Origin of the sequence: Kitasatospora brasiliensis, from assembly GCF_032654805.1 — a bacterium.
Lineage (GTDB): Bacteria > Actinomycetota > Actinomycetes > Streptomycetales > Streptomycetaceae > Kitasatospora > Kitasatospora brasiliensis.
In genome coordinates this window covers 309,247-322,535 of sequence record NZ_JAUOOW010000002.1, presented here as the reverse complement: position 1 = coordinate 322,535, position 13,289 = coordinate 309,247, and the positions used below count along the sequence as shown (strand labels likewise).

At 73.9% G+C, this 13,289-nt stretch carries 11 protein-coding genes; 4 read left to right on the top strand and 7 right to left on the bottom strand.

Annotated elements, in window-relative coordinates; translation table 11 throughout:
- Positions 1 to 182 precede the first annotated feature (182 nt).
- Positions 183 to 1,430: a phosphoribosylamine--glycine ligase gene (purD, locus tag QWJ13_RS09315; RefSeq protein ID WP_316522352.1), complete on the bottom strand. Its 1,248-nt coding sequence runs from the start codon at positions 1,428 to 1,430 to the stop codon at positions 183 to 185.
- A 368-nt stretch (positions 1,431 to 1,798) separates the two neighbouring features.
- On the opposite strand from purD, the gene QWJ13_RS09310 reads away from it, so the two are divergent.
- Entirely contained in the window at positions 1,799 to 2,584 is a 786-nt protein-coding gene (locus QWJ13_RS09310) for an SLATT domain-containing protein (protein WP_316522350.1), read from the top strand.
- A gap of 69 nt (positions 2,585 to 2,653) precedes the next feature.
- Here the strand turns inward: QWJ13_RS09310 and QWJ13_RS09305 are convergent, their stop codons facing one another.
- The 3 genes from QWJ13_RS09305 to QWJ13_RS09295 all read right to left on the bottom strand — a co-directional run bounded on the left by QWJ13_RS09305 (position 2,654) and on the right by QWJ13_RS09295 (position 5,416).
- On the bottom strand, positions 2,654 to 3,301 hold the full coding sequence (locus tag QWJ13_RS09305) for a hypothetical protein (protein WP_316522348.1): 648 nt from the start codon (positions 3,299 to 3,301) through the stop codon (positions 2,654 to 2,656).
- Between the two features lie 116 nt (positions 3,302 to 3,417).
- The gene (locus QWJ13_RS09300; RefSeq protein WP_316522347.1) at positions 3,418 to 4,455 is read right to left on the bottom strand and encodes a GntR family transcriptional regulator; all 1,038 of its coding nucleotides are present in this window, start codon (positions 4,453 to 4,455) and stop codon (positions 3,418 to 3,420) included.
- 163 nt (positions 4,456 to 4,618) lie between these two features.
- Positions 4,619 to 5,416, bottom strand: coding sequence for a carbon-nitrogen family hydrolase (locus QWJ13_RS09295; RefSeq protein ID WP_316522345.1), 798 nt, complete (start codon positions 5,414 to 5,416; stop codon positions 4,619 to 4,621).
- A 174-nt stretch (positions 5,417 to 5,590) separates the two neighbouring features.
- Between QWJ13_RS09295 and QWJ13_RS09290 the strand changes: the two genes are divergently transcribed.
- Positions 5,591 to 6,412, top strand: a complete 822-nt coding sequence (locus QWJ13_RS09290; protein ID WP_316522342.1) for a maleylpyruvate isomerase family mycothiol-dependent enzyme — start codon at positions 5,591 to 5,593, stop codon at positions 6,410 to 6,412.
- Between the two features lie 62 nt (positions 6,413 to 6,474).
- Here the strand turns inward: QWJ13_RS09290 and QWJ13_RS09285 are convergent, their stop codons facing one another.
- The gene (locus QWJ13_RS09285) at positions 6,475 to 7,818 is read right to left on the bottom strand and encodes an MFS transporter (RefSeq protein ID WP_432277470.1); all 1,344 of its coding nucleotides are present in this window, start codon (positions 7,816 to 7,818) and stop codon (positions 6,475 to 6,477) included.
- 96 nt (positions 7,819 to 7,914) lie between these two features.
- The gene (locus QWJ13_RS09280) at positions 7,915 to 9,120 is read right to left on the bottom strand and encodes a M64 family metallopeptidase (protein ID WP_316522340.1); all 1,206 of its coding nucleotides are present in this window, start codon (positions 9,118 to 9,120) and stop codon (positions 7,915 to 7,917) included.
- 389 nt (positions 9,121 to 9,509) lie between these two features.
- Here QWJ13_RS09280 and QWJ13_RS09275 point away from each other — a divergent pair, with 389 nt between their 5' ends.
- On the top strand, positions 9,510 to 10,439 hold the full coding sequence (locus tag QWJ13_RS09275; protein WP_316522337.1) for a hypothetical protein: 930 nt from the start codon (positions 9,510 to 9,512) through the stop codon (positions 10,437 to 10,439).
- A gap of 214 nt (positions 10,440 to 10,653) precedes the next feature.
- Entirely contained in the window at positions 10,654 to 11,718 is a 1,065-nt protein-coding gene (locus QWJ13_RS09270; RefSeq protein WP_316522335.1) for an LPXTG cell wall anchor domain-containing protein, read from the top strand.
- Between the two features lie 104 nt (positions 11,719 to 11,822).
- On the opposite strand, the gene QWJ13_RS09265 is transcribed toward QWJ13_RS09270, so the two are convergent.
- Positions 11,823 to 13,289, bottom strand: coding sequence for a dihydrolipoamide acetyltransferase family protein (locus tag QWJ13_RS09265; protein ID WP_316522332.1), 1,467 nt, complete (start codon positions 13,287 to 13,289; stop codon positions 11,823 to 11,825).

The window sequence follows — 13,289 nt, the reverse complement described above, 5'->3', positions numbered from 1 at the left end:
CCCGATGGGCTGGAATCCGTCGACCGAACGGTGTGTCCGCCCCCGTGGCCGCTCCCGGCCCGAAACGCCCGGGACGCTGCGCCCATGGGGTTGACCGGCGCGGGCCGGGGATCGCCACGCACCGCGGCCCCCGTGCGAGCGGTTCGCAACGGGGGCCGCGGGGCGGGCGGGAAGCGGGCGCCTCAGGCGGTGGCCGCCTTCAGCGCGATGTCGGTGCGGTGCTGGCCGCCCTTGAGCGAGATCCGGTCCACGGCGGCGTACGCGCGCTCGCGCGCCCCGGCCAGGTCGGCGCCGGTCGCGGTGACCGACAGGACGCGGCCGCCGGCGCTGAGCACCTGGCCGTCCTCGCCCGCCTTCGTCCCGGCGTGCAGCACGAACGCGGTGCCGTCCGCCTCGGCCTCGGCCAGGCCCTCGATCGGGTCGCCGGTGCGCGGGGCGGCCGGGTAGCCCTCGGAGGCGACGACCACGGTGACGGCCGCGCCCTCGTCCCAGCGCAGCGGCTCCACCTGGTCCAGGGTGCCGTTGGCGGAGGCCAGCAGCACGCCGGCCAGCGGGGTGCGCAGCCGGGCCAGCACGACCTGGGTCTCCGGGTCGCCGAAGCGGGCGTTGAACTCGATCACCCGGGTGCCGCGCGAGGTGAGCGCCAGGCCCGCGTACAGCAGGCCGGAGAACTCGGTGCCGCGGCGGCGCAGCTCGTCCACGGTCGGCTGGAGGACGCTCTCCAGGACCTCTTCGACCAGCCCGGCGGGCGCCCACGGCAGCGGCGAGTAGGCGCCCATGCCACCGGTGTTGGGGCCCTCGTCGCCGTCCAGCGCGCGCTTGAAGTCCTGGGCGGGCTGGAGCGGGACGACGGTGGTGCCGTCGGTGATCGCGAACAGCGAGACCTCGGGGCCGTCCAGGTACTCCTCGATGACCACGCGCTCGCAGGCGGCGGCGTGCTCCAGCGCGGCCTCGCGGTCGGAGGTGACCACGACGCCCTTGCCGGCGGCCAGGCCGTCGTCCTTGACCACGTACGGGGCGCCGAAGGCGTCCAGCGCCTCGGCGGCCTCGGCGGCCGTGGTGCAGACGTAGGAGCGGGCGGTGGGGACACCGGCCGCGGCCATCACGTCCTTGGCGAAGGCCTTCGAGCCCTCCAGCCTGGCGGCCTGGGCGGACGGGCCGAACACCGGGACGCCGGCCGCGCGCACGGCGTCGGCGACACCCGCGACCAGCGGGGCCTCCGGGCCGACCACGACCAGGCCGGCACCGAGCCGCACGGCCAGCGCGGCGACCTGCGCCCCGTCCAGCTGGTCGACCGGGTGGACCGTCGCGACCTGTGCGATCCCGGCATTGCCCGGGGCACAGTGCAGTTCGGTCACTGCGGGATCTTGGGACAGAGAGCGGCACAGGGCATGTTCGCGGGCGCCGCCGCCGATGACGAGGACCTTCACGCCTGGCAGCGTAGTCGGTGGCCTGATCCGGTCGCTCTCCGGTCCCGTCGGATCCTCCAGGAGGAGGGCTCCGTACGCCGTCCGGGTCGGAGGATCCTCCAAGCCCGGAGCGGCCGGTTCGGCGCCGGATGGTCGGGTCACGACGTCCGGTCACCGGGCCCTCGCTCGGACGGGTGAAATCTCGCCGCCCCCCGCAACCCGCTCACCTCGGGCTCCGGTGGCCGAAACCGGTAACGATCAACGGGGAAGCGGCCCCACGGTCAGCCATTTGGCGGTAAGAAGTGCTGTTGGACAACCACCGGCGGACGCCACGTCAGCCGATGCGCCGACAGAACCAGCAGTCCCGCCCGCCACAGGGAGCCCCACAGGTGAGCCAGCCGGAAATGCAGCCCGAGGAGAGTGCCTGGGGCAAGGAGATCGGTGAGGAGGACCAGCCCGTCGTCGCCGCCGTCCGACGCGCCTCCACCCGCCACCGGGCCGATCTGAGCACCCGACAGTTCCCGCTCGGGGACTGGGGCGAGCCCGCCGAACGGCTGGAGGAGCTCTACCGCTGGTCCGAGGAGCGGGCGGTCGAGGCGATCGAGTGGTACCGCCGGGACCGGGTCTGGAAGCGCCGCTGGGCCCGCCTGCTGCGGTTCGCCGCGGCCGGCTTCGCCGCGGGCGGGGTGGTCGCCCCGCTGGTCGACCTGGCCGGCGGCTTCGCGCACGGCACCGGCTGGGGCTACGTCGGCTTCGCGCTCTCCGCCGCCTGCCTCGCCACCGACCGGGTCTTCGGCGCCACCTCCGGCTGGATGCGGGACGTCTCCACCGGGCAGGCGCTGCAACGCCGCCTGGAGGCCTTCCAGTTCGACTGGGCCTCGGAGTGCGTGCGCGAGGTGCTCGGCCCGACCGAGGGCACCGCGGGCGAGGCCGCCGAGCGCTGCCTGGGCGTGCTGCGCCGGTTCTGCGAGGACGTCTCGGACATGGTCCGCTCCGAGACCTCGGAGTGGATGCTGGAGTTCCGGGCCACGATGACCCAGCTGCCCACCCAGTCCGCCGGCGCCTGGGGCGGGCGCAGCGAACCGGGAGTGGGCGCCCAGGTGCGGGTGCTGCCGCCGCCGGGCACCCGGCCCACCATGCCGCGCCAGCGGCCGCCGGAGGGACCGCTGCGGTGATGCGGCTCCAGGAGGTGAGGCGGTTCCGGGAGGTCAGGCGGTTCCGGGAGGTCAGGCGGTTCCGGGAGGTCAGGCGAAGACGATCATCGAGCCCTGGGTGACGCTCCTGGTCGCCGCCGCGTACAGGCCGGACCACGCGTGCCGCTCCCGGGCGAAGGGGTGGACGTCGTCGATCGGCGGGCCGAACGGCTGCTCCAGCCCGGTCGGGCCGAGCGGCCTGGTCGGGTGCGGCGGGTTGAGCGGGTCGATGCCGAGCGCCGGTGCGACGGCCTGGAGTTCGCGCAGCAGCCCGTGGCTGGAGCCGAGCGGGCCACCGGAGGCGAGCAGCGTGTCGTCCACCAGCGGCACCGCGAACTCGACCGGGACGTACGCGCCGGCGTGGTCGAAGTGCCAGACCAGGTGCGACTGTTCGGCGCTGCTCTCGAACATCTCCAGCAGCTGCTCGTAGTCGCCGCCGAGCGCGTCGACCGGGGTGATGTCCAGGCCGGTGAGGCCCAACAGGTAGGCGCGGCGCAGGAAGTGCAGCGAGTCGTAGTCGAAGGCGGCTATCGGCTCGACGCCGCCGCTTATGCCCGGGACGAACCGGTAGACCGGCACCTCGGGCAGCCCGCGCGAGGCCAGCACCCCGTTGTAGAGCGCGAGGTCGTCCCGGAAGGGGTTGTCGGGGCTGTGGCTCAGCACGTCCACCAGCGGGACGAGCCAGAGGTCGCAGGCCATGGCCGGCAGTTCCTCTCCGGAGGCGGGAATCGCCCGCGCGGACGGGGCGACGACGGGGGGTGGGTCGGTACCCGGACGGCCCTTGCGCGGGGCGGCCGGTCCGACGACCGCCCACCCTACCGGCCCGGTGCCGCCTGCGGGTCGGGCCGTCCCCGTGGTGTCTCCGGGGGCTGCTCGGGCGCCCGGCGGCCGTACCGTCCGTACACCGTCGCGCGGGGCTGCGGTACCAGGCCGAGGCCCAGGCCCAGTTCACGGCCGAGCTCACGGCCCACCTCGTCGCCGCGGCGGCCGCGCTCGCCGCGGGCGGCGGGCGGCGGCTCGACGGACGGCGGCTCAGCGGACGGGCGATCAGCGGACGGGCGATCAGCGGACGGCGGGTCAGTGCGCGGCGGATCGGCCGGCTCCGGCGGCTCCTCCCCGGCGAACTCGTAGAGCAGCCCCAGCACCGTCACCGACTCGGGCGAGTTCCCGGTCAGCTCGGCCAACAGCCGGACGGTGAACAGGTTGTACTCGCAGATGATCCGGTGCGCGCCGACCGAGTCGCGGACCTCGATCGCCGCGACCAGCTCCCGGTGGCGGTCCCAGCAGAGGCCGCCCGCCTCGGGCAGCCTGCGCAGGTAGCGCGCGGCGAACATCCAGGACTGCACCCGCAGCCAGTCCAGGTACTCGGCCATCCGGCTGTTGCCGAGCAGCGCGCCGACCTCCTGCCAGAACCGCCGGTCGCAGCCCACCATCACGTCCAGGTTGCCGGCCCGGGCGGCGCGCACCGCCGCGTCGGCCCGGCGGTGCAGCGAGGGCAGCCGGGTGAGGTCGGGCAGCGCCCGGCGGGCGGCGTACTGGCGGTGGAAGCTGTCGGTGATCAGCACCCGGGACTCGAAGATCTCCACGAAGTCGTCCCAGACCAGCTCCGGGACGGTGAAGCCGCGGTGGTGCTCGGCCCGCAGCAGGCCCTGCGCCGCGAGGTCCACCAGGGCCTCGCGGGCCGGGGTCGCGGAGACGCCGTACAGGTCGGCGATCTCCTTGACGGTGAAGTTGCGGCCTGCCGCCAGCCGGCCGGCCATCATCTCCTCGCGCAACGCGCCGGCGATCTGTTCGCGCAGGCTGTTGCGGTGGATGACGGGGCGGGGGTTGTCGCCTGCGCCGTTCTCAGGCATGGGCGCGATCTCCTCGGGCGGGCCTACCGTGCCGGCCCTCGTACGGGTCGGCGGGGAACACGACGAGTGCTCATCTTCTCAAACCCGATCGACCCAGGTACGAACCAACCCCTCCCGGAACGCCGTCCACCGCGTTCCGGACCGGCCCCTGCTCAGACACGCCCTACCGCTGGACCGGTGCCGGAATCCCCAGCAGGCGGTCCCGCAGCACCGGGAACTCCTCGCGCGCCTTCGCCACCTCGGCCGGGTCGAACTCGACCGTCAAGACCTCCTCGTCCGCCCCCGCCTCGGCCAGCACCCGGCCCCACGGGTCCACCACGACGCTGTACCCGGCCTGCTCGACCCCGGCGTGCGTCCCCGCGGTGTTGCAGGCCAGCACGAAGGCCTGCTCCTCCACCGCCCGGGCCCGGGCCAGCAGCGTCCAGTGCTCGCGCCGCCGGGCCGGCCAGGCCGCCGGGACCACCAGCAGCTGCGCGCCGGCGTCCAGCAGCGCCCGGAACAGCTCCGGGAAGCGCAGGTCGTAGCAGGTGGCCAGGCCCAGCGTGGCGAAGTCGGTGGGCGCGGTGACGATCTCCTGCCCGGCGCCCATCACCACCGCCTCGCCGCTGTCGAAGCCGAAGCGGTGGATCTTGCGGTAGGTGTGCACCAGCTCGCCGTCCGGGGAGAACAGCAGCGAGGTGTTGTAGATCGGGCCGTCCGGGTCCCGTTCGACGATCGAACCGGCGTGCAGCCAGACCCCGGCGGCCCGGGCGGCGGCGGACATCACGTCCGAGGTGGGCCCGTCGAGCGTCTCCGCGCCGTCCGACCAGAGGTCATAGGCGAAGCCGCCGAGCGGCCACAGCTCCGGGAGCACCACCAGGTCGGCGCCCTGCTGCGCCCGCACCAGGGCCGCCGCGCGAGCCCTGCGCTCGGCGGGCGGCTCCGCGTCGGAGACCGCGAGTTGGATCAATGAAGCGCGCACAGTACCACCGTCCACGGCAAGAGACCTACGATCGTCACCCGAAAGCGCTGCCCAGCTGTCTTCCGGCAGCGTAACGTGCGGTTAGCGTGTGCGCCCGGAAAGCCGGACCATCCCGGTCGGCCGTGACAGCGGGGCACAGGCGGCAAGGAAGCTGACGGAGGGCCGGAGATTCCCGTGACGGACAACCAGACCGTGCAGGCTTACACCGAGGCGTGGACCCAGAGCATCGAGTCCATATCGGAGCTGGTGGCCCCCCTTCCCGAGAACTCCTGGAACCGGGCCACCGAGTGCCCCGGGTGGTCCGTCCGGGACGTCGTCTCGCACGTGATCGCGGTCGAGTCCGAGCTGCTCGGCGACCCCCGCCCGATCCATTCGCTGCCCCGTGACCTGCGTCACGTGACCACCGAATTCGCCCGCTACGTCGAGCTGCCCGTCGACAAGCGCCGCTGCTGGACGGCGCTGGAGATCACCAGCGAGCTGGAGTACACCGTCATCCGCCGGTCGCGGGCGCTGCGCAACGCCAAGCAGGGCCCCGAGGACCCGGTGCGCTGGCCGGGCGGGCCGCTGGCCAGGGACGTCCCGTACCACGAGCTGCTGCGGATGCGGGCCTTCGACGTCTGGGTGCACGAGCAGGACCTGCGCCGGGCCCTGGACACCCCCGGCAACCTGGACTCGCCGGGCGCCCTGGTCACCCGGGACGTGCTGCTGGAGAAGCTGCCGAAGGCCGTCGCCAAGAAGGCGGGGGCCCCGGCCGGGACGACGATGGTGCTGGACGTCACCGGCCCGGTGGAGTTCCTGCGCACCGCCCGGGTGGACGCCACCGGCTACTGCACCGTGGACGAGTCGATCAGCCTGGCCCCCGACGTCCAGCTCACCATGGGCTGGGAGACCTACCTGCGGCTCGCCTGCGGCCGCGGCCGCCCCGGCCCGGTCACCGTCGACGGGGACAAGGAGCTGGCCGAGCGGGTGCTGGCCAACTTCTCGGTCACCATCTGAGGCCCGCCGCCCCGGGCCCGTGAGGCCCGGGGCTACGTCTGCTCACACCCGCTGACGCCCGCTCACGCCGAGACCTTCCGGCGCAGCCGCAGGATCATCGCGGTGCCCACCGCCAGCGGGACGTACTGCCAGCAGAACGCCCACCGGAAGGCGGTGGCCGAGTACGTCCCGGCGTCGGCCGGGGAGAGGGCGTCCAGCAGCACGCCGATGCCGAGCAGGGCGATCATCGTGCCGATGAAGCCGCCCATGTTGACGATCCCGGAGGCGGTGCCGAGCCGCTCCACCGGGTTGCGGGCGCGGGCGTAGTCCAGGCCGACCAGCGAGGCCGGGCCGTTGCTGCCCATCACCAGGATGATCCCGACCAGCAGCCAGGTCGGCGGGTGGCCGCCGGGCCAGGCCAGCACCAGGGCCCAGCCGAGCGCGGTGGCCGTGACGACGGTCAGCACGATCGGCATCCGGGCCCGCGCCGAGGCGGAGAGCAGCCGGCCGAAGACGAAGCCGCAGGTCATGTTGGCGAGCACCAGCAGGGTCAGCAGCCCGCCCGCGCCGGCCCGGGACATGCCCTGGGCCTCCACCAGGTAGGGCAGGCCCCAGAGCAGGCCGAAGGCGTTGGCGGGGAACTGGGTGGTGAAGTGGATCCAGAGCCCGAGCCGGGTGCCGGGCTCCCGCCAGCAGTCGAGGACCTGACGGCCGATCCTCGGCCGCGGCCGGGGCACCCCGGCCGCCGCGCCGGCCTCCTGCGGGGGCGTGTCCTTCAGGAAGAACGCGACCAGCGCGAACACCGCCACGCCGAGCAGCGCGATCGCGGCGAAGGTCGGCGTCCAGCCCTCGCTGTGCAGCACCTGGGCGAGCACCACGGTGGTGACCAGGTTGCCGCCCATCCCGGCCAGGCCGGTCAGCTGGGCGACGAACGGGTTCCGGGCCGCCGGGAACCACCGGGCGGCGATCCGCAGCACGCTGATGAAGGTCATCGCGTCGCCGCAGCCGAGCACCGCGCGGGAGGCCAGCGCGGGGCCGAAGGAGGAGCTGAACGCGAAGGCCAGCTGGCCGGTGCTGAGCAGCAGGACACCGAGCAGCAGCACCCGGCGCGGCCCGAAGCGGTCGACCAGCAGGCCGACCGGGACCTGCATGGCCGCGTAGACCAGCACCTGGAGGATCGAGAAGGTGGAGAGCGCCGAGGCGCCGATGCCGAAGCGGTCGGCGGCGTCCAGTCCGGCCACGCCGAGGCTGGTGCGGTGGATGACGGCCAGGAAGTAGACACTGACGCCGATGGACCAAGCCAGCCAGGCCGCGCGGCCGCCGGGCGGCGCGAAGGCGGGAGGCGCGGGCGCGGCCGGGGGCTCGGCGGTGGCTCGGGGAGCGGGGACGGACAGGGACGGGGCTGAACGAGCGGGCTCCACGGTCATAGTCCGACCAGACTAGTCATCCCATGATGGGACGCCCAGGGCCGGGGCGCGGTCGCGGTGTGCGCCCGGGGGCGCGTGCGGGGCGCGGTCCGGTCCTCAGCCGGTCAGCGTCCAGGACACCGAGCGGGTCATGAAGCGCTCCCGGAAGGCCTCGTCCCGCACCCAGTCGGTGGTGTCCCGGACGGTCGCCGTCACGGTGGCCGTCCGGCCCGGGGCCAGTTCCAGCCGGGCGGTGTCCAGCCAGGAGCCGTCGGCGGACTGCGGCGTCACCGGGACGCCGTCCACCTTCCACTCCACCTTCAGCTGCCGCGGGCCGTTCAGCGGCAGCGGCCGGACGTCCAGCCGGGGCCGCCCGGACACCTCGCCGGGGGCCGGCTGCGGGGTGTCGGTGGGCCGGACCTTGCGGTACAGCTCCTCGATGATCGCCTCGCGCGAGGGGAGGTTGTACGAGCTGCCCAGGGTGCGCATCACGGAGTCCCTGGTCGGCCGGTAGAGGCCGTTGGCGCCGCGGTACGCCCCGACCTGGCCGCCCCCGTCCGGGGACTCGGCGCCCAGCCAGCGCCACCACTTGACCTGCTTCTTGCGCATGTCGTCGGCGTTGAGGGTGGCGAGGTTCGGGTAGTCGGCGTCGTCCGGGGCGCTGTCGTACTCGTCGCCGAGGTCCCCCAGGGTGTGCCCTATCTCGTGCTGGATGATCCGCCCGGCGTCCGAGCTGCCGCCCGCGAGGGTGGTCACCCCGGTGCCGCCGGCGCCGCCGTACTCGGTGGAGTTGGCCAAAGCGATCAGGTACTGCGGCCCGTTGCCGTCCCCCGCGTACCGGGCGGTGGCGGCCTCGTCGGCGCACAGCAGCCGGGCGGTGCCCTCGCACCAGAAGTGCATGCCGAGGGGGGTGGCGGGCTTGCGGCCGCGGCCCTCCGTCTCGGCTATCCCGGAGACCGGGGAGACCACCTCGACCCTCCTTATGTTGAAGAAGCCCTGGTAGGTGCGGAACGGCTCGATGTCCATCAGCGCGTGCCAGGCCCGGTCGGCCTGCGCCCGGAACAGGTCCTGCTCGCCGGCCGTGTAGCCGTCGCCGAGCAGCACCAGGGTGATCCGGTTGACCGGGTCCCCGGTGCGCCGGATGTCGACGGTCGGGGCGGCCGCGGGCAGCCGCTGGTCGGCGCGGAGCGCGCTGTGCGGCGGCACCGCCCGGTCGGCCGGTGCCCCCGGCCCGATCACGCCGAACGGCGAGGGTCCGGCGAGCTCCAGGGCGGCCGGGAGTACGGCGGTGGACAGCAGCACGAGTGCGGCCAGACTCCGCACGAGGCGGCCAGGGTTGCCAGACGGCATACGGATACGTCCTCTGGGCTCCGGTCACCCGGTGTCGCCCGGGTGGTGGAGCGAAGACGTACCCGGGTGGGTCGGGCTCCCCTATCCGGACGCGAAAAAGTCACCGACCTGGCCGAACGATCCGGACCTTCCGGATCATTCAGGTCATACCAACCATCACGAGGACGGTCTCAGAGGCCCGCCGAGGAATCCCGAAAATTTCTCGGAACCCATCTGCAACCCCCTGCGGGGATGCGCGTCTATACGGATGAAGGCACGGAGAGCGAGACCGGCAGAGCCGGGGGGCGCTTCCGCTCAGGAGGAGCGGGGCCGGTCGTCTTCACCCACACACCGTTCAGACCATGACCCTGGGGAGTCACGTCATGCGTACGTCCGTTATCACCCGTTTTGCGAAGAACGACCGCTCCATCTCCGGCCGCCGCCGCATCGCCGCCCTCGCCGCCACCACCGTGCTGGCCGGCGGCATGCAGCTCCTCGCCACCGACACCGCCTGGGCCGGCACGCCGACCGCCGGCACGCCGACCGCCGCCGCGAGCACCGCCAAGACGCCCACCCCCACCCACCACGGCACCCTGGAGCCCGGGTTCCCCAAGATGAACCCGGCCGGCCTGTCCATCACCGCGGGCGGCCCGAAGGTCCAGGTCACCCTCAGCGTCGCCAACCTCACCGGCGCCCCGTACCAGAACGTCACCGGGGTGCTCGGGGTGTACAACCCGGCCGACGGCGGCCTGCGGGCCGAGGACCTCACGATCGAGGTCGCCTCCGGGGGCGGCTGGAAGCCGGTCAAGCTGGTCCACGGCGGCGGCGACCCGTCGGCGTTCACCGTCGTGTCCCCGGCGACCACCACCGCGCGGCTGGAGGACGGCCGGTCCGTGGACTTCGTGTTCCGGGTGGGGCTCTCCGCGAAGGCGTCCAAGGAGATGACCTCGCTCGCCTTCGTCGCCAAGGCGCAGGCCCCCGGGTCCGAGCCCGTGACCGGCAGCGTCCGCGTCTTCGACGTCACGCACGCCGCCGCGCCCGCCCCCGACACCAAGCCGACCACCCCGGCCAAGCCCGCGCCCAAGCCCACCAAGTCCGCCGAGCCCACCAAGGCCGCGCAGCCCGCCGCCGACCAGAGCAAGGACGCCGCCCCGACCGCCGCGCCGGCCACCACGGCCCCGGCCGGCACCCCCGAGCTGGCGCACACCGGCTCCTCCGGCACCAACACCTTCCTCGCCCTCAGCTCCGCGGCGTTCCTCGCCCTCGGCGCGGGCACCCTGGTCGCCGTGCGCAGGCTCCGCCGCCAGCACTGACCGGCCATCACCTGGACGGCCTCAGAGGCCCGCCGAGAAATCCCGAAAAATTCTCGGAACCCACCTGCAACCACCTGCGGGGATGCGCGTCTATACCAGTGAAGGCACGGAGAGCGAGACCGGCAGAGCCGGGGGGCGCTTCCGCTCGGAAGGAGCGGGCCGGTCGTCTTCACCCACCCACACCATCAGCACGACCACCCTGGGGACCCACATCATGCGCACGTCCGTTATCACCCGTTTTGCGAAGAACGACCGCTCCGTCTCCGGCCGCCGCCGCATCGCCCTCCTCGCCGCCACCACCGTCCTCGCGGGCGGCATGCAGCTCCTCGCCACCGACACCGCCTGGGCCTGCGGGCCCAGCGACGCCGAGGCCGCGGGCGTCACCGCGTCCGCCACCGCGCCGAGCACCGCGCCGACCGCCACCACCACCGGTGCCGCCAAGGCGCCCGCCACCGGCACCGCCAAGGCCGCCCCCGCCGCTGCCCCCAAGGCGCCCGCCGCCACCCACCAGGGCACCTACCAGTCCGGGTTCCACATGACCCCGGACCACCAGACCATCACCGCGGGCGGCCCCAAGGTCGAGATCGGCGTCAGCGTCGCCAACTTCACCGGCGCCCCGTACCAGAACGTCTCCGCGATGCTCGGGATCTACGACGCGGGCACCGGCTACCTGGACCCCAAGAACATCACGGTCGAGGTCGCCTCCGCGGGCGGTTGGAAGCCGGTCAAGATGGTCGCCGACGGCTGCGACCCGTCGATGCACACCGCCGCGACCGCGGCGAGCACGACCGCGCGGCTGGAGAACGGTCGGGCCGCGAACTTCATGTTCCGGGTGGGGGTCTCCGCGAAGGCGCCCAAGCAGCTGACCGAGCTCGGCTTCGTCACCCTCTCGAAGGCCACCGGATTCCCGACGGAGATGGGCGACCACCACACCTTCCACGTGGCGCACCCCTCCGCCCCCGCCCCCGCGCCCACCGGCAAGCCGACCACCCCGGCCAAGCCCGCGCCCAAGCCCACCAAGGAGACCCAGCCGGCCCCGGCCAAGCCTGCCGCCGACACCACCAAGGACGCCGCCCCGGCCGCCACCCCGACGGCTCCCCCGGCCACCGCCGCCCCGGTCGCCGCCGCTCCGGCCACCACGGCCCCGGCCGGCACCCCGGAGCTGGCGCACACCGGCTCCTCCTCCGGCAACACCTTCCTCGCCCTGACCGCTGCCGCGCTCCTCGCCCTCGGGGCCGGCGTCCTGGTCGCCGTCCGTCGACTCCGTCCCCAGCGCTAGTCGATCGGTCGGACGACGAAGGGGCCCTCCCCGCACGGCGGTGCGGTGGAGGGCCCCTTCCCTTGTCCTACGAGAGCGGCCTACGAGGCTGCCCTACGAGGCCGTCAGCCCCAGGTGATCAGCCGCTTCGGGCGCTCCAGCAGCGCGGCCACGTCGGCCAGCACCTTGGAGCCCAACTCCCCGTCCACCAGGCGGTGGTCGAAGGAGAGCGCGAGCGTGGTCACCTGGCGCGGCACGACCTTGCCCTTGTGCACCCACGGCAGCTCCCGGACCGCGCCGAAGGCCAGGATGGCGGCCTCGCCCGGGTTGAGGATCGGGGTGCCGGTGTCGACGCCGAAGACGCCGACGTTGGTGATGGTGACCGTGCCGCCCTGCATGTCGGCCGGCGAGGTCTTGCCCTGACGGGCGGTCTCGACCAGCTCACCGAGCGAAGTGGCGAGTCCCGCAAGGGTCTTGGACCCGGCGTCCTTGATGTTCGGGACGATCAGGCCGCGCGGGGTGGCCGCGGCGATGCCGAGGTTCACCTGGCCCTTGAGGACGATCTCCTGGGCCGCCTCGTCCCACTGGGCGTTGATCTCCGGGTGCCGCTTGATCGCGGTGAGCAGCGCCTTGGCGACGATCAGCAGCGGGCTGACCCGGACGTCCCGGCCCAGCTCGCCGCTCTCCTTGAGCCGGCGGACGAACTTCATCGTGCGGGTCACGTCGACCTGCACGAACTCGGTGACGTGCGGGGCGGTGAAGGCCGAGGCCACCATCGCCTGCGCGGTCGCCTTGCGGACGCCCTTGATCGGCACCCGGACGTCGCCCGTGGCGGACACCGGCACCGGGGCCACCACGGCCTCGGCCGCCTCGACCGCCGCCGCCACGACCGGCTCGACGGCCGGAGCGGCCGCGGCGGCCTGGGCCGCGGCGTGGGCGTGCAGGTCCTCGCGGGTGATCACGCCGCCCGGACCGGTCGGGGTGACGGCCCGCAGGTCGATGCCCAGGTCCTTGGCCAGCTTGCGCACCGGAGGCTTGGCCAACGGCCGCTCCCCGACCGGCGCTTCGGCCACCGGGGCCGTCGGAGCCGGAGCAGCGGGAGCGGGAGCGGGCACGACCGGGGCCGGCTTCGGCGCGGCGGCCATCGTCGTGGTGGTCGTGGTGACCGTCCGACGGGCCCGGCGCTGGGCGGCGCCGGTGCGCGGGCCGTACCCGACCAGCACCTCGCGCCGCTCGGGCTCGGTCTCCTCGGCGGCGGCCGGAGCGGCAACCGGAGCGGCAACCGGAGCGGCAACCGGAGCCGGAGCGGCGGCCGGAGCCGCGGCCCCCGCCTCCCCGGCGACCGCGACCGAGATGATCACGGTGCCGACGTCGACCGTCGCGCCCTCGGGGAAGTGCAGCTGCTCGACCACCCCGTTGAACGGGATCGGCAGCTCCACCGCCGCCTTGGCGGTCTCCACCTCGCAGACGACCTGCCCGTCGGTGACGGTGTCACCGGGCTTGACGTACCAGCTGAGGATCTCGGCCTCGGTGAGGCCCTCGCCCACGTCGGGCATCTTGAACTCGCGGAGCGAGCGAACTTCGGTCGTCAT